Source organism: Pseudomonas sp. EMN2 (genome assembly GCF_009650555.1).
In the GTDB taxonomy this organism is placed as follows: domain Bacteria; phylum Pseudomonadota; class Gammaproteobacteria; order Pseudomonadales; family Pseudomonadaceae; genus Aquipseudomonas; species Aquipseudomonas sichuanensis.
The window spans coordinates 1-15,415 of record NZ_VZZR01000057.1; the positions used below are offsets into that span (position 1 = coordinate 1).

General features: G+C 66.5%; 20 protein-coding genes. 11 read left to right on the plus strand and 9 right to left on the minus strand.

The genetic code is table 11. From position 1 onward, the window contains the following. Positions 1 to 211 precede the first annotated feature (211 nt). Entirely contained in the window at positions 212 to 652 is a 441-nt protein-coding gene (locus F6X61_RS17570) for a helix-turn-helix domain-containing protein (protein ID WP_153787681.1), read from the minus strand. Positions 653 to 753: 101 nt separating this feature from the next. Here F6X61_RS17570 and F6X61_RS17575 point away from each other — a divergent pair, with 101 nt between their 5' ends. Then, a complete protein-coding gene (locus F6X61_RS17575) occupies positions 754 to 1,998 on the plus strand; it encodes an MFS transporter (protein ID WP_153787682.1) in 1,245 nt (414 codons plus the stop codon). On the opposite strand, the gene F6X61_RS17580 is transcribed toward F6X61_RS17575, so the two are convergent. The 5 genes from F6X61_RS17580 to F6X61_RS17600 form a co-directional block, all read right to left on the minus strand. After that, positions 1,986 to 2,669, minus strand: coding sequence for an OmpW family protein (locus F6X61_RS17580; protein ID WP_153787683.1), 684 nt, complete (start codon positions 2,667 to 2,669; stop codon positions 1,986 to 1,988). The two genes, F6X61_RS17575 and F6X61_RS17580, sit on opposite strands and share 13 nt — an antisense overlap. Before the next feature lie 109 nt (positions 2,670 to 2,778). After that, positions 2,779 to 3,288 (minus strand): DUF3299 domain-containing protein, encoded by a 510-nt coding sequence (locus F6X61_RS17585; protein WP_153787684.1) that lies wholly within the window; start codon positions 3,286 to 3,288, stop codon positions 2,779 to 2,781. A 108-nt stretch (positions 3,289 to 3,396) separates the two neighbouring features. Further along, positions 3,397 to 4,662, minus strand: a complete 1,266-nt coding sequence (locus F6X61_RS17590; protein ID WP_153787685.1) for an ABC transporter permease — start codon at positions 4,660 to 4,662, stop codon at positions 3,397 to 3,399. After that, on the minus strand, positions 4,662 to 5,372 hold the full coding sequence (locus F6X61_RS17595) for an ABC transporter ATP-binding protein (protein WP_153787686.1): 711 nt from the start codon (positions 5,370 to 5,372) through the stop codon (positions 4,662 to 4,664). The genes F6X61_RS17590 and F6X61_RS17595 overlap by 1 nt, the downstream gene beginning before the upstream one ends. Next, positions 5,373 to 5,948 carry a DUF2796 domain-containing protein gene (locus F6X61_RS17600; protein WP_153787687.1) on the minus strand — a complete coding sequence of 192 codons (576 nt, stop codon included), beginning with the start codon at positions 5,946 to 5,948 and terminating at the stop codon, positions 5,373 to 5,375. It lies immediately after the preceding gene. Between the two features lie 134 nt (positions 5,949 to 6,082). On the opposite strand from F6X61_RS17600, the gene F6X61_RS17605 reads away from it, so the two are divergent. After that, positions 6,083 to 6,427 carry a hypothetical protein gene (locus tag F6X61_RS17605; protein ID WP_153787688.1) on the plus strand — a complete coding sequence of 115 codons (345 nt, stop codon included), beginning with the start codon at positions 6,083 to 6,085 and terminating at the stop codon, positions 6,425 to 6,427. Between the two features lie 130 nt (positions 6,428 to 6,557). Here F6X61_RS17605 and trxA read toward each other — a convergent pair whose 3' ends face one another. Genes trxA through F6X61_RS17620 form a run of 3 tightly spaced genes read right to left on the minus strand, consistent with a single transcriptional unit; the run spans position 6,558 to position 8,574 of the window. Beyond that, positions 6,558 to 7,430, minus strand: a complete 873-nt coding sequence (gene trxA / locus F6X61_RS17610; RefSeq protein WP_153787689.1) for a thioredoxin — start codon at positions 7,428 to 7,430, stop codon at positions 6,558 to 6,560. A gap of 31 nt (positions 7,431 to 7,461) precedes the next feature. Beyond that, positions 7,462 to 8,121 (minus strand): methyltransferase, encoded by a 660-nt coding sequence (locus F6X61_RS17615; protein ID WP_153787690.1) that lies wholly within the window; start codon positions 8,119 to 8,121, stop codon positions 7,462 to 7,464. Further along, positions 8,122 to 8,574 carry a YbaY family lipoprotein gene (locus F6X61_RS17620; protein ID WP_153787691.1) on the minus strand — a complete coding sequence of 151 codons (453 nt, stop codon included), beginning with the start codon at positions 8,572 to 8,574 and terminating at the stop codon, positions 8,122 to 8,124. 96 nt (positions 8,575 to 8,670) lie between these two features. Between F6X61_RS17620 and nrdR the strand changes: the two genes are divergently transcribed. From nrdR to F6X61_RS17665, 9 genes are all read left to right on the plus strand, one after another. Beyond that, a complete protein-coding gene (nrdR, locus tag F6X61_RS17625; protein WP_016393425.1) occupies positions 8,671 to 9,135 on the plus strand; it encodes a transcriptional regulator NrdR in 465 nt (154 codons plus the stop codon). A gap of 2 nt (positions 9,136 to 9,137) precedes the next feature. After that, on the plus strand, positions 9,138 to 10,268 hold the full coding sequence (ribD, locus tag F6X61_RS17630) for a bifunctional diaminohydroxyphosphoribosylaminopyrimidine deaminase/5-amino-6-(5-phosphoribosylamino)uracil reductase RibD (RefSeq protein ID WP_153787692.1): 1,131 nt from the start codon (positions 9,138 to 9,140) through the stop codon (positions 10,266 to 10,268). A 42-nt stretch (positions 10,269 to 10,310) separates the two neighbouring features. Then, a complete protein-coding gene (locus F6X61_RS17635; RefSeq protein WP_110993350.1) occupies positions 10,311 to 10,976 on the plus strand; it encodes a riboflavin synthase in 666 nt (221 codons plus the stop codon). Between the two features lie 18 nt (positions 10,977 to 10,994). Next, positions 10,995 to 12,086: a bifunctional 3,4-dihydroxy-2-butanone-4-phosphate synthase/GTP cyclohydrolase II gene (ribBA, locus tag F6X61_RS17640; RefSeq protein ID WP_153787693.1), complete on the plus strand. Its 1,092-nt coding sequence runs from the start codon at positions 10,995 to 10,997 to the stop codon at positions 12,084 to 12,086. A gap of 91 nt (positions 12,087 to 12,177) precedes the next feature. After that, on the plus strand, positions 12,178 to 12,654 hold the full coding sequence (ribE, locus tag F6X61_RS17645) for a 6,7-dimethyl-8-ribityllumazine synthase (protein WP_110993352.1): 477 nt from the start codon (positions 12,178 to 12,180) through the stop codon (positions 12,652 to 12,654). Then, on the plus strand, positions 12,651 to 13,151 hold the full coding sequence (gene nusB, locus F6X61_RS17650; protein ID WP_110993353.1) for a transcription antitermination factor NusB: 501 nt from the start codon (positions 12,651 to 12,653) through the stop codon (positions 13,149 to 13,151). Before ribE ends, nusB begins: the two co-directional genes overlap by 4 nt. A gap of 17 nt (positions 13,152 to 13,168) precedes the next feature. Then, a complete protein-coding gene (gene thiL / locus F6X61_RS17655; RefSeq protein ID WP_153787694.1) occupies positions 13,169 to 14,125 on the plus strand; it encodes a thiamine-phosphate kinase in 957 nt (318 codons plus the stop codon). Then, complete coding sequence (locus F6X61_RS17660; protein WP_023632630.1) at positions 14,122 to 14,625, plus strand: phosphatidylglycerophosphatase A; 504 nt, start codon at positions 14,122 to 14,124, stop codon at positions 14,623 to 14,625. Before thiL ends, F6X61_RS17660 begins: the two co-directional genes overlap by 4 nt. A 17-nt stretch (positions 14,626 to 14,642) precedes the next feature. Further along, positions 14,643 to 15,383 (plus strand): ABC transporter substrate-binding protein, encoded by a 741-nt coding sequence (locus F6X61_RS17665; RefSeq protein ID WP_153787695.1) that lies wholly within the window; start codon positions 14,643 to 14,645, stop codon positions 15,381 to 15,383. The last annotated feature ends 32 nt before the right edge of the window (positions 15,384 to 15,415 follow it).

Below are 15,415 nucleotides of genomic sequence, written 5' to 3' on the forward strand. Positions count from 1 at the left end.
GGTTTACCCGCGAAGCAGGCGGCGCGGTGGATGGCACCGGCTCTGCCGGTGTTCGCGGGTAAACCCGCTCCCACAGGACACGCGCCGCTTTGACGGCAAGCGTTGTAACTGTGAGGGTGCAGCCTGCGATGAGTTAAACGCAGGCAGTACAAGACAGTTGCTCCTAGAGCGGACGTTCAAGTCCATTGCGTGGGGATCGCCTCACAGGCCATCACCCATGCCGAACCAACCGCCGCTGGCACCGCTCCGGCTCCACCACTCGCCCATCCTCAGCCCGCACCTGCAGCGTCTCCAGCTCTTGGCCGCGATCATCGACCAGCTGCGAGCGTGACTCCCCTTCCGTGAACAGATACCGCTCCCCCCACTGACGCAAGCCGATCACGATCGGGAACACCGCACGCCCCTGCTCGGTCAGCACGTATTCCTTGTAGGCACTGCCATCGGAGGCCGGTTGTTGCGCCAGCAGGCCGGCCTCGACCAGCAGCTTCAGGCGCGTGGCGAGGATGTTCTTCGCCAGCCCCAGGTTCTTCTGCCATTCGCTGAAGCGGCGCAGGCCATCGAAGGCATCGCGCAGGATCATCAGCGCCCAGCGATCGCCGAGCACTTCCAGGGCGCGGGCCACGGGGCATTGCTGGTTGTTGTCGTCGAGCATGAGGCCATTCCTGATCAAGGTTGGTTGCAGATTAAAACCACATTTGCTAGAAATCCAGTTGTGGTTTCAAAACGAAACCGGAATCTGCCGAGGACTGTGCAATGACATCTGCCTCATCTGTACCGCCGCCATTGACCCGCAGCCTGACGCTGCTGCTGGCGGTCGCCTGCGGCCTTGCGGTGGCCACCGTGTATCTGTCCCAGCCGCTGCTGGAGTCCATGGCCAGCAGCCTGGGGGTTGCCCAGGCGCAGGTCGGCCTGGTGGTCGGCGCGACCCAGGCCGGGTATGCCGCGGGGTTGCTGCTGATCGTACCGCTGGGCGACCTGTTCGCGCGCAAGCGGCTGATCCTCATGCAACTGCTGCTGGCGGCCGTTGCCCTGCTGGCGGTGGCGTCGAGCCTTGACTGGGCCATGTTGCTGGCGGCCATGGGCATGGTCGGGCTGATGGCGGTGGTGGTGCAGGTGATGGTGGCCCACGCCGCCACACTGGCCACACCCGCGCAGCAGGGGCAAGCGGTGGGCACGGTCACCAGCGGTGTGGTGCTGGGTATCCTGTTGGCACGCCTGGCCTCGGGCTTGGTGGCCGATCTGTCGGATTGGCGGACGGTTTATCTGGCGGCTGCGGGCCTTGCCTTGCTGATGGCGCTGTTGCTCGGCTGGCGTTTGCCCGAGGCGCCAGTGCGCGGCATGCGACAGGGGTATCCGGCCCTGCTGGGGTCGCTGTTCGCGCTGTACCGCCATGACCGGCTGTTGCGCCAGCGGGGCACCTTCGCCCTGCTGATCTTTGCCGCCTTCAGTGTGCTGTGGAGTGCCATGGTGCTGCCCCTGAGCGCCGCGCCGCTGGCGCTGGACCATACCCAGGTCGGCCTGTTCGGCCTGGCGGGGGTTGCCGGTGCCCTGGCGGCCGCACGGGCCGGGCGCCTGGCCGACCGTGGGCAAGGGCAGAGGACTACCGGCCTGGCGCTGGGGTTGCTGGTGTTGTCATGGTTGCCGATTGCCCTGCTCGAGCACTCGTTGCTGGCGCTGGTAGTGGGCGTCTTGCTGCTGGATTTCGCCGTGCAGGCGGTGCACGTGACCAACCAGAGCCTGCTGCTGGCCGGGCGTGGCGAAATGGCCAGCCGGCTGATCGGCGCCTACATGTGCTGCTACTCGCTGGGCAGCGGGCTGGGTGCGGTGGCCGCGACCTGGATCTATGGGCAATGGGGCTGGGGCGCGGTGTGCGGGCTGGGGGCCGGCATCAGTGGCCTGGCCCTGGGGTACTGGGGGTACCTGTGGCGGCTGGGCCAGAATGAAAAAGCCCGCTCGGGCGAGCGGGCTTGTCGGGCGATGCCGGGTCAGAACTTGTAGCCCAGGCCCACCATGTAGACCCACGGGTCGACGTCCACGTCGACCTTGGTCTTGCCCACGCCCAGGGCGCTCGGGCCGTCGATGGTGGCCTTGGTGTCGATGTCGACGTACCAGACCGCGGCGTTGAACAGCAGGTTTTCGGTGAGCATGTAGTCCATGCCCAGCTGGCCGGCGAGACCGACCGAGTCCTTCATCTTCATGTTGCTGAAGCCTTGCGCCTTGCGGTTGCTGCTCAGGTCTTCATCGAAGAACAGGGTGTAGTTCAGGCCCACGCCGGCGTAGGGCTGGAACTTGGAGCTGGCGTCCATCGGGTAGTACTGCAGCGACAGGGTCGGTGGCAGCTGCTTGATGTCGGCCAGCTTGCCGTCCAGGCCGGCACCCAGGCCTTTCACGCCGACGGTGTGCTTGAACGGGGTGGCGGCCAGCAGTTCCAGGCCGATGTGGTCGGTGAGCATGTAGGCGAAGGCCAGGCCCAGTTGGGTATCGCTGTCCAGGGTTGCCTTGGTGCCCGACACCTTGGCGCCATCGAGTTTGATGTCGCCGCTGTTCTCGTTCGGCGCGGTGGTGATGGCGCCGGAACGGATGATGAAATCACCCGCCTGGTGGGCGTGGGCAACAGGGGCCGCGAGCGCCAACGCGACGAGCGAGGCACTGAGCAAGGACTTGTTCATGGAAGCTCCCAAAGGACGTGAGTAATCGAGTAGTCCAATGGTACGAAGCTGACTAAACAGAAAGTTTGACCCAGCTCAACGAAGCCGTGTCATAGGCCCCTGGCAGTGCTCATTTCAGCTCATAGGCGTAGATTTTCTGCGCTTCCATCTGGTAACCGGCATCGGCCAGTTCGCTGCTGCTGGCCTTGACCTGCATCGTCCCCTCGATCCAGTACGGCTGGTAGAGGTCTTCTACGCGCACGCCCATCTCGCTGAAGATATGCACGATCTGGTTCGACGGCGGTGGCGGCACATGGATGCAGGCGCCGTAGTAGGGCACCAGCAGGAACTCGGTGGTGCGGCCTTCTTCGCTGACCTCCAGCGGCACGATGTAGCCCGGCAGCTTCACCTGTTGGCCATCGAGCGCCTTGACCACCGGCGCGTCGGGCGCCTGCTGGCGCGCGGCAGGGGCCGACTCGGAAAGCGCACTGCCGATCTGCGACAGGTCGTGCAGCGGGGCCAGTTGCGGCGGGATGACCGGCGCGCCCTCGGGGATCAGTGCGGGCCAGTCCAGTTCGCGGGGTTCGCTGGCCCAGAGCGGCATGGCAACCGCCAACAGCAGGATCAGCAGCGTTTGCATTACTGGCCTTTTCGCGGGTAAACCCGCTCCCACAGGGATCTGCGTGGTCTCTGTGGGAGCGGGTTTACCCGCGAAGAGGCCGTTGGGGTGCATGATCATTACCGGTTCTCAAAGATGAATCGACAGCCCATCGGCCAGCGACTGCCGGTAGGCACGCCAGGCCGGCACGCTGCCCATCAGCAGCGCCGCGCCGAGGATGATAGCCAGCAGCGTCCATTCATGCGCACTCGGCCAATCCAGCGGCAGGTACAGCCCGTAGTTGGCCTGCACATAGCCCTGGGCCAGGGCGATCCCGGCATACAGCAAGCCCAGCCCGGCGACAATCCCGGCGAGGGCCAGGGCCAGTGCCTCCAGGACCAGCAACCCGGCGATATGCCACGGCCGGGCCCCCACCGAACGCAGGATGGCCATCTCTCGGCGGCGTTCGTTGAGGCTGGTGAGGATCGCCGTGAGCATGCCGATCAGCCCGGTCAGCACCACGAACAGCGACACCACGAACAGCGCCTGCTCGGCCGTGCCCATCAGGCTCCACAGCTCTTGCAGCGCCACGCCGGGCAGGATCGCCAGCAGCGGCTCGTTGCGGTACTCGTTGATCTCGCGCTGCAGGCTGAAGGTGGCGATCTTGTTGTTCAAGCCGAGCATGAACGCGGTGATCGCCGCCGGTTGCAGGTCCATGCCGCGGGCCTGCTCGGCACTGATACGCCCGGCACCGCGCGCCGGCACGCCGTTGTGCCAGTCGATATGGATCGCTTCCATGCCTGCCAGGCTGATGTGCAGGGTGCGGTCCACCGGGGTACCGGTACGCTTGAGCACACCGACCACGGTAAATGGCTTGTCGTCGTGCTTGACCAGGCTGATGGCGGCCACACCATGGGCCAGCACCAGTCTGTCGCCGAGCTTGTAGTGCAGCGCGTCGGCCACTTCGGCCCCCAGCACCACTTCGAACGGGTCGTCGGCGAAGGGCCGGCCCTGGCTCAGTTCGAGGTGCTGGCGGCGGCCGTACTGATAGTGCGCGAAGTAGTCGCCGGTGGTACCCATCACCCGGTAGCCGCGATGCGAGTCGCCCAGGGAAATGGGGATGGCCCACTTGACCCGTGGGTCCTTGGCGTACTGCTGGTAGCTGTCCCAGCGAATGTTGTTGGTGGCGTTGCCGATGCGGAACACCGAATACAGCAGCAGGTTCACCGAGCCCGAACGGGCGCCGACGATCAGGTCGGTGCCGCTGATGGTGCTGGCGAAGCTGGCGCGGGCTTCGGTGCGCACCCGCTCGACGGCCAGCAGCAGGCACACCGACAGGGCGATGGCGAAGGCGGTGAGCAGGGCGGTGAAACGGCGGTTGGCCAGGCTGGCCAGGGCAAGGCGGAGCAGGTACATCAGGCCTCCCGGGGCGTGGCGGCGCGGTTGAGTTCGGCCAGGGACAGGTGGCGGTCGAACAGCGGTGCCAGGCTCTGGTCATGGCTGACGAACAGCAGGCTTGAGCCGGCCGCGCGGCATTCGTCGAACAGCAGGCGGATAAAGGCTTCACGGGTGTCGGCATCGAGCGCCGAGGTGGGTTCGTCGGCGATCACCAGTTCGGGCTGGCCAATCAGCGCCCGGGCGGCGGCGACGCGCTGCTGCTGGCCGATCGACAGGCTGCCGGCGCGGCGCGTCAGCAGCTCGGGGGCGTCGAGGCCCAGGTGCGCCAGCAGGTGCGCGGCGGCCTGGTCGACGCTGCCATGGCGCTGACTGGCGCGTTCGGCACGGGACTTGGAGAAGCGGCAGGGCAACTCGACGTTCTCGCGCACCGACAGGAACGGCAGCAGGTTGAACTGCTGGAAGATGTACCCGGTGTGATCGACCCGAAAACGGTCGCGGGCGCCCTGGCTCAAGCTGGCCAAGTCCTGGCCCAGCAACTGGATGCGCCCCTGGCCCGGGCGGTTCACCCCGCCCAGCAGGCCGAGCAGGGTGGTCTTGCCGCTGCCGCTGGGGCCCTTGAGGAACAGCGCCTCGCCGGCTTCCAGGCGGAATTCGCGGATGTCCAGCAGCGGCGCCTGGCCGGGCCAGGCGAACACCAGGTCATGCAGCTCGATCAGCGCCTGGCTCATTCAGAACGCGACCACGGCCTTGGCCGCGGTGGCCTCGACGCCTTTCTGGCCGTTGGGGCCGATCAGTTGCACGTTGACCTTCTGGGTCTGCGGGAAGGTCTTGAACAGCGGGCCAAGGTCGAGCTGGGCAAGCTTGGCCGGGGTGGCGCAGGTGAACTGGTAGTGGGCGTTCACATCGGCGTGCTGGTGGCCGTGCTCATGTTCGTGCGCGTCGCCATCGTCGTCGGCATGGGCGGCGTCGCCAAACAGGGGGCTTTCCAGCTCTTGGGCTTCATCCGTGCAGCCGGCCGCCTGGGCCAGGCCGAACAGCTTCAACGGTTGTTCCAGCTGCTGGCGCGCGGCGGCGACCTTGGCTTTGTCGGCATCGGTGTTGGCGGCGTGCTCGAAGCCGACCAGGTTCATGGCCGGGCTGTCCAGTTCCAGCTCCAGAGTGTTGCCGTCGAGCACCACGTTGAGCTTGGCCACACCATGCTCGTGGGCGGCGAGGGTGCCGTGGTCGTGGTCATGTTCGTCGTGGGCATGGGCCACGGCCAGGGGCAGCAGGGCAAAGGGCAGGGCGAGCAGCAGACGACGCATGAACGGCTCCAGGGGCGGCTTTGAATGATTTGGTAATGTTATAACAATTTTTCTGCGCCTCGCCAGCCTGCCTGGCACAGGTTTCATGTTCGTGGGAGCATGACGGCATTGAGCCCTGGTACGAGGAAGGCAGCGTGAGAATTCGTGGACAGATCGGTGAATGGCCGGTGGACTTGACCATTGAGCTGGCGCCGGAAGAGTGGGCGCAGTTGGGGCGTCGGCTGGAGCAGCCTGCAGTGGTTGAAAACGCACCGGTGAGTGCCAGCCCGGTGCCGCGCCAGGATGATGGGCAGTGGGTGGCCGCGCGTGATGTGTTGCGCCAGGCCGGGCAGATGAGCGGGCCCGAGTTGCTCGACCGCCTGGAAGGGCTCACGGGCAGCACGGCGGCGGGCAAGCGCCTGCTGGTGCGCCTGCGGCACAGCAGTGAGGTGAAGGTGGAAAGCGGCGTGGATGCGCCGGTGTATCACTGGGTGGGGTGAGCGCAAGCATCGCGGGGCAAGCCCGCTCCCACGGGTTCAGGGTGGGGGTGAGCATATGCATCGCGAGGCAAGCCCGCTCCCACGCCATGGACACGTGGGAGCGGGCTTGCCCCGCGATTGCATTTGAGGATCAGAACATCGCCGACGACAGCTTGCGGCGGTACACCCCCACCAGCGGATGATCGCTGCCCAGCAGCTCGAACACCTGCAGCAGCGCCTTCTGTGGCAAGCCGTTCTCGTAGCCACGGTTGCGCTGGAACAGCTTGAGCAGCCCGTCCAGCGCCGCTTCGTACTGCTGGCGCGCCAGTTGCTGGATGCACAGCTGGTAACTGGCCTCGTCATCCTGCGGGTTCTGCGCCAGACGGCTTTTCAGCTCGGCGGCTTCCGGCAGGCTGGCGGCCTGGCGCAGGAAGGTCAACTGGGCCTTGGCACCTGCCAGGGCGGCTTTGTGCTCATCGGTTTTCACCGCGTCCAGCACCACCTGCGCCTCGCCCAACTCACCGCGTTCGGCCAGGCAGCGGGCGTACAGGATCAGCGCCTCGGCGTTGCTGTTGTCTTCACCCAGCAGCACCTGCAGCAGCGCTTCGGCCTCGCTGAAACGGCTCTCGGCGAACAGCGCCTTGGCCTGCTCCAGTGGCGCGGCGGTTGGCGGCGCGGGCATCTGCACATGGGGCTCGAGCATGGTGCGGATGGCCGACTCGGGTTGGGCGCCGGCAAAGCCGTCGACCGGCTGGCCGTCCTTGAACAGCACCACGGTCGGCAGGCTGCGGATACCGAACTGGGCCACCACCTGCTGCTCGACGTCGCAGTTGATCTTGGCCAGCAGCAGCTCGCCCTGGTAGCCCTCGGTGATCTTCGCCAGCAGCGGCATCAGTGCCTTGCACGGCGCGCACCATTCGGCCCAGAAGTCGACCAGGACAGGTTTGTGGAAGGAGTTCTCGATGACCAGTTGCTGGAAGGTGGCATCGGTGGCATCGAAGATAAAAGGTGTTTCCTGGCTCATCGCGACTCTCGCAAATCCGTGGATGGCACCACTATAAAGGCTCGCGACTCGCGTGGTACAGGCTGACCCGGCGGAATTCGTGGGGCTCGGCCAGGTCCGGCAAGGTCAGTGCGTCGAGTACGCCCAGCGGGCGGTAGAGCGGGTGGCTGAAGTCGCGCACGCGCGAATCGGCCACCAGCGCCTGGCGGCCACGGCTGAGGAACTGGTCGAGCAACGGCAGGTTGGCGCGGTCATACAGCACATCGGCGACCAGGATCAGGTCGAAGCGGTCGGCCTCGGCGAAGAAGTCGCTGCTGTAGTTCAGCGTCACGCCATTGAGCGCGGCGTTGGCGCGGCAGGCGTCGAGGGCCAGCGGGTCGAGGTCGCAGGCCACCACCTCGAGCGCGCCCGCCCGGACCGCGGCGATAGCGGCAATGCCGGAGCCGGCGCCGAAGTCCAGCACGCGCTTGCCGCGCACCCACTCCGGGCGCTCGGCCAGGTAGCGCGCCATGGCCAGGCCGCTGGCCCAGCAGAAGCTCCAGTAGGGCGGTTCTTCGAGGATGCGCCGGGTTTCCTCGCTGCTGAATTCACGGTCCATGTTCTGGTCGTCGATCAGCCAGAGTTGCAGCGCGCATCCAGGCAGCTCGCTGACCACCAGGCGCGCTTCGCCGATCAGGCCGCTCAGGGCCTGTTGCAGGGCGTGCGGTGCCATTTACGGGGCCTTTTCGAAACGCAGCGGGCCAGTGGCCTGGGTTTCGGCCTGGGCGATGCGCACCGGTGGCAGGTGCATGATCAACTGGCCGGACTGGCTGGCACGGCCACGCAGCTCCACGCGGGCGCCGGCGGGGAAGGTTTCGGGGTTGAAGCGCAACTGGTAGGGCAGGGCCTGGCCGGTGCCGGTCAGGGTGCTGCTGGCCAGCAGTTGTTGCGGGCGGCCACGGTCGTCGATGACCAGCAGTGCCAGTTCGACGTCGGCGCCGGCGGGGATCTCCATCAGCGTGCCGCTCAACTCGCGCTGGTAGGCCGGCAGCGGGCCGAGCGGCTGGGCTTTTTTCGCCACCTTGGCCGGCACGGGCTTTGGTGCCTGCTCAGGCTTTGGTCGGTCGCTGCCGCAAGCGGCGAGCAGGGCGGCGGCGCACAGCACGACGAGCGCTCGATAGGGCATGGTGTAATCCTTGGCGGGCAGATTTGCATGGATGGTAGCTTGTCTTGCCAGTGCAATGCGCTACCATGGCCCTCCCTTTTTTTGTTGCCTGCCACCATGCACTGTCCGTTTTGCGGTGCCAACGACACCAAGGTCATCGACTCGCGCCTGGTCGCCGAGGGCGAACAGGTGCGTCGCCGTCGCGAATGCGTCGCCTGCGGCGAGCGTTTCACCACCTTCGAAACCGCCGAGCTGGTCCTGCCACGGCTGATCAAGCAGGACGGCACGCGTCAGCCCTTCGATGAAGACAAACTGCGCGCCGGCATGCAGCGTGCGCTGGAGAAGCGCCCGGTCAGCGTCGAGCGCCTGGAAGCGGCGCTGGCGCATATCAAGAGCCGCCTGCGCGCCACCGGCGAGCGTGAAGTGAAGTCATTGGTGGTTGGTGAGCTGGTGATGGCCGAGCTGCGCAAGCTCGACGAAGTCGCCTACATCCGTTTTGCCTCGGTCTACCGGCGTTTCCAGGACCTCGACGAGTTCCGCGAAGAAATTGACCGCCTGGCCCGCGAGCCAGCCAAAGAGTAAGCATGACCAGCCAAGCCGCCATTCTCGACGCCCACTTCATGGCCCGGGCCGTGGAACTGGCCCGCAAGGGCCTCTACACCACCCACCCCAACCCACGCGTAGGCTGCGTGATCGTGCGCGATGGCGAGGTGGTCGGCGAAGGCTGGCACGTGCGCGCCGGCGAGCCCCATGCTGAAGTCCACGCCCTGCGCCAGGCCGGCGAGCGCGCCCGAGGTGCCTGTGCCTACGTCACCCTCGAGCCGTGCAGCCACCATGGCCGCACGCCGCCGTGCGCCGAGGCGCTGGTCAAGGCTGGTGTGGCGCGGGTGGTGGCGGCCATGCAGGACCCCAACCCGCAAGTGGCCGGCAATGGCCTGCGCCGCCTGCAGGAGGCCGGGATCGAAGTGGCCAGTGGTGTGCTCGAAGCCGAAGCCCGTGCCCTCAACCCCGGTTTCCTCAAGCGCATGGAGCACGGCCTGCCGTTCGTGCGCGCCAAGCTGGCGATGAGCCTGGACGGCCGCACCGCCATGGCCAGCGGCGAAAGCCAGTGGATCACCGGCCCCGCCGCCCGCTCGGCGGTGCAGCGCCTGCGGGCTCGCTCAAGCGTGGTGCTGACCAGCGCCGCCAGCGTGCTGCAGGACCAGGCGCGGATGACCGTACGCGCTGAACAGCTGGGCCTGGACGCCGAACTCACGGCCCTGGCCTTGTCGCGCCCGCCGCTGCGGGTATTGATCGACGGCCGCCTGCGCCTGCCACTGGACGCGCCATTCTTCCAGGCCGGCCCGGCGTTGGTGATTACCGCCGCCGGTGATGATCCGCGCTATGCCGCCGCTGGCCACGAACTGCTCAACCTGCCCGGCAGCGACGGCCAGGTCGACCTGCCGGCGCTGCTGCGCATCCTGGCCGGGCGTGGCATCAACGAAATCCTGCTGGAGGCCGGTGCCGGCCTGGTCGGTGCCTTCGCCCGCCAGGGTCTGGTCGATGAGTACCAGCTGTTCGTCGCCGGCACCTTCCTTGGCTCCACTGCCCGCCCGCTGCTGGACTGGCCGCTGGCGCAGATGAGCGAGGCGCCGCGGCTGAAGATCACCGAAATGCGCGCAGTCGGCGATGACTGGCGAGTCACAGCCATCCCCCTGCCGGCCCCCGGCGTATAATGCCGGGCTTGCCCCGCGCAGCCTGTCTTTGAGGAGAACAGCATGTTCACCGGCATCATCGAATCCATCGGCACCATCCGCAGCATGACCCCCAAGGGTGGTGACGTGCGCGTTTATGTAGAAACCGGCAAGCTCGACCTGGGCGACGTCAAGCTCGGCGACAGCATCGCCGTCAACGGTGTGTGCCTGACCGCCGTCGAACTGCCCGGCGACGGCTTCTGGGCCGACGTCAGCGTCGAAACCCTCAAGCGCACCGCCATGGTCGATTTGAAGACCGGCAGCCGGGTCAACCTGGAAAAGGCCCTCACGCCCACCACTCGTCTGGGCGGCCACCTGGTCAGCGGCCACGTCGACGGCGTCGGCGAGATCGTCTCGCGCGCCGATAACGCCCGCGCCATCCAGTTCCGCGTGCGCGCACCCAAAGAGCTGGCCAAGTACATCGCCCACAAGGGCTCGATCACCGTCGACGGCACCAGCCTGACGGTCAACGAAGTCGATGGCGCCGAGTTCGAGCTGACCATCGTCCCGCACACCCTGTCCGAAACCATCATGGCCGACTACCGCGCAGGGCGTCGGGTGAACCTTGAGGTCGACCTGCTGGCCCGTTACCTGGAGCGTCTGCTGCTGGGCGACAAGGCCGCCGAGCCGAGCAAGGGCAGTGGCATCACCGAAAGCTTCCTGGCCGCCAACGGCTTCTTGAAATCCTGATTGAGAAGGGGGTGCCGCGTGGCGCTCAACAGCATCGAAGAACTGGTTGAAGACATCCGCCAGGGCAAAATGGTCATCCTCATGGATGACGAAGACCGCGAGAACGAAGGCGACATCATCATGGCAGCCGAATGCTGCCTGCCTGAGCACATCAACTTCATGGCCAAGCACGCCCGTGGCCTGATCTGCATGCCGATGACCCGCGAGCGCTGCGAAACCCTGAAGCTGCCGCTGATGGCGCCGCGCAACGGTTCCGGTTTCGGCACCAAGTTCACCGTGTCGATCGAGGCCGCCGAGGGTGTCACCACCGGCATCTCCGCCGCCGACCGCGCGCGCACCGTGCAGGCCGCAGCGGCCAAGGACGCCAAGGCCGAAGACATCGTCAGCCCTGGCCACATCTTCCCGCTGATGGCCCAGCCCGGTGGCACCCTGGCCCGCGCCGGCCACACCGAAGCCGCCTGCGACCTGGCGCGCATGGCCGGTTTCGAGCCGAGCGGGGTGATCTGCGAAGTGATGAACGACGACGGCACCATGTCGCGCCGCGCCGAGCTGGAAGTGTTCGCCGCCGAGCACGGCCTGAAGATCGGCACCATCGCCGACCTGATCCACTACCGCATGATCCACGAGCGCACCGTGCAGCGGGTTTCCGAGCAGCCGATCGAGAGCGAGCTGGGTGAGTTCAACCTGGTCACCTACCGTGACGCGGTGGAAGGCGACGTGCACATGGCCCTCACCCTGGGCAAGATCTGCGCCGAAGAGCCAACCCTGGTGCGGGTGCACAACATGGACCCACTGCGCGACCTGCTGATGGTCAAGCAGCCGGGCCGCTGGAGCCTGCGCGCGGCCATGTCCGCCGTGGCCGAAGCCGGCAGCGGCGTGGTGCTGCTGCTGGGCCACCCGCTGGATGGCGACGTGCTGCTGGCGCACATCCGCGAAAGCGCGGGGGATGCGCAACCCAAGGCACCGACCACCTACAGCACGGTTGGCGCCGGCTCGCAGATCCTGCGCGACCTCGGTGTGCGCAAGATGCGCCTGATGAGTTCGCCAATGAAGTTCAATGCGATATCCGGATTCGATCTGGAAGTTGTAGAATACGTGCCCTCCGAGTGACTTGAGGCGGCTTGATCGCCTTGCAACTCGAGTCAAAACCCTCCCGAGGCCGCCACAGCGCGGCCTCGCTCTTGAAGATGAGAACTCAAGAATGACCCTGAAGACCATCGAAGGTACCTTCATCGCCCCCAAAGGTCGCTATGCTTTGGTGGTTGGCCGCTTCAACAGCTTCGTCGTCGAAAGCCTGGTAAGCGGTGCAGTCGATGCCCTGGTACGCCACGGCGTCAGCGAAAGCGACATCACCATCATCCGTGCCCCAGGCGCGTTTGAAATCCCGCTGGTAGCACAGAAAGTCGCCCAGCAAGGCAACTACGACGCGATCATCGCCCTGGGCGCCGTGATCCGTGGCGGCACCCCGCACTTCGAATACGTGGCGGGCGAATGCACCAAGGGCCTGGCCCAGGTGTCCATGGAGTTCGGTGTTCCGGTGGCCTTCGGCGTGCTGACCGTCGACTCCATCGAGCAGGCCATCGAGCGTTCCGGCACCAAGGCCGGCAACAAAGGTGCTGAAGCTGCCCTGTCCGCTCTGGAAATGGTCAGCCTGCTGGCGCAGTTGGAGGCCAAGTGATTAGCGACGAAAGCGATCGTTTCAACCCGCGCGATCCGAAACCTGCGGATGCCGGCAAGCCCTCGAAGAGCGCCAAGCGTCGCGAAGCCCGCAAGCTCGCCACCCAGGCCCTCTACCAGTGGCACATGGCCAAGCATTCGCTGAACGAGGTCGAAGCGCAGTTCCGGGTCGACAACGATTTCACCGACATCGACGGCGCCTACTTCCGCGAGATCCTGCACGGGGTCCCGGCGAAGAAGAGCGAAATCGACGAAGCGCTCAAGCCTTGCCTGGACACCCCGCTCGAAGAGCTCGACCCGGTTGAACTGGCGGTGCTGCGCCTGTCCACCTGGGAGCTGATCATGCGCGCCGACGTACCGTACCGCGTGGTGATCAACGAAGGTGTGGAACTGGCGAAAGTGTTCGGCGCCACCGACGGCCACAAGTTCGTCAACGGCGTGCTGGACAAGCTGGCTCCGCGTCTGCGTGAGGCGGAAGTCAAGGCGAACAAGCGCTGAGTGCGCGCCTGCCGGCCATGGGTGAGTTCGAGCTGATCAGCCATTACTTCGCCGCCGCGCCCTGTGCGCAGGGCGGCGAAGGCGTGGCCCTGGGCATCGGCGACGACTGCGCCTTGCTGGACATTCCCGCCGGCGAGCAGCTGGCGATCTCCACCGACACCCTCGTGGCCGGTGTGCATTTCCCCGCAGTCTGCGACCCCTTGCTGCTCGGCCAGCGTTCGCTGGCCGTGGCGGTCAGCGACCTGGCGGCCATGGGCGCCACGGCGATCGGCTTCACCCTCGCGCTCACCTTGCCCCAGGTCGGCCCCGACTGGCTCGAAGGCTTCGCCGACGGCCTCGGGCGCATGGCCCGGCGTTGCGGTATCAGCCTGATCGGCGGCGACACCACCCGTGGTCCGTTGAGCATCACCGTGACCGTGTTCGGCCGGGTGCCGGCCGGCCAGGCGCTGCGCCGCAGCGGCGCGCGCCCGGGCGACCTGTTGTGTGTCGGCGGTGAGCTCGGCAATGCGGCCGGGGCGCTGCCGTTGGTGCTGGGCGAGCGCGAGGCCAGCGACGCGGTGGCCGGGCCGCTGCTTGAGCACTATTGGTCGCCGCTGCCGCAACTGCAGCTGGGCGAGCGCTTGCGTGGCCTGGCCACCTCGGCGCTGGATATCTCCGACGGCCTGCTGGCCGATTGCGGGCACATCGCCAAGGCGTCCGGCGTGGCATTGCAGGTGAACCTGGCGCAGGTGCCAGTGTCTCCCGCTTTGCAGGCTTTGCTCGGCCATGAGGGGGCGCTGCACGCGGCGCTCACCGGTGGCGACGACTACGTGCTGGCGTTCACCGTGCCTGAGGCGGCCCTCGCGGCCCTGGGCAGCGGCGTGCACGTGATCGGCCATGTGCTGCAAGGCCAGGGCGTGACCCTGCGTGACCCGCAGGGCCGGGACATCACCCCGCAGCAGCGGGGCTATCAACATTTCAGGGAGACACCGTGACCGACCACCCCAACCAGGTGCCTGCGGAGTTCGTTCCGCCTTCGGTCTGGCGCAACCCGTGGCACTTCATCGCCTTTGGCTTCGGCTCCGGCACCTTGCCCAAGGCCCCCGGGACCTGGGGCTCGCTGGTGGCGCTGCCGTTCATTCCGCTGTGGCAGATGCTGCCCGACTGGGGCTACTGGCTGTTGCTGGGCATCAGCATGCTGTTCGGTGTGTGGTTGTGCGGCAAAGTGGCCAATGACTTGCGCGTCCACGATCATGAAGGCATTGTCTGGGACGAGATCGTCGGCATGTGGATCACCCTGTGGCTGGTGCCGGAAGGCTGGCAGTGGCTGCTTGCAGGGTTCCTGATGTTCCGCTTCTTCGACATCCTCAAGCCGTGGCCGATCCGCTGGGTCGACCGGCATGTGCATGGCGGGTTCGGGATCATGCTCGACGATATCCTGGCCGGTGTATTTGCCTGGCTGGGCATGCAGGTTCTGGTGTGGGCGGTGGCCTGAAACACAGGAGTGTGGTGATGGGCGTTAGGACTGTTGTACTGGCATTGATGCTGCTCGTCGCCCCGGCCGCCATGGCCCGCGACACGCCCGCACAGGTGCGCCTGGTCAGCGAGGAATGGCTCGACTACACCAACGCCGACGGCAGCGGGGTGGCCTGGGACGTGCTGCGCAAGGTGTTCGAGCCGGCAGGGGTCAAGGTCGTCACCCAGAGCGCGCCGTACAGCCGTGCGGTAGGCCTGGTCAGGCGTGGCGAGGCCGATGCCTGGGTCGGCTCGTACAAGGAAGAGAACGACGACAACCTCTACCCGCGCTGGCACTTCGACATGGACCACATCTATGCCCTGGGCCTGGCCGGCAAACCCGTCCCCACCCCCGACAATGTCGGCCAGTATCGCCTGGCCTGGGTGCGCGGCTATGACTACGCCAGCTACCTGCCCAACGTCCACAACTTCCGTGAGGTCCAGCGCCGCGAGGGCATCCTGCCGATGCTCGAGCATGATCGGGTGGACTTCTATATCGATGCGCAGACCGAAGTCGACTACGTGCTCGGGCAGTCGCCACACCCCGAGCGTTTTCGCAGCACCCACGTCGCCGAGCTGCCGCTGTACCTGGCCTTTACCCGTAGCGAGCAGGGCAAGGCCCTGAGTGCGCTGTTCGACAAGCGCATGGCCGAGCTGGTGCGCAGCGGCGAGTTGAAGCCGATCTTCGAGCGCTGGAAGCAGCCGTGTCCGTTCAGCCCGGACAGCCAGCCGCATTAAGGGCGGCTGGTGGCACGGACTCTGTGGGAGCG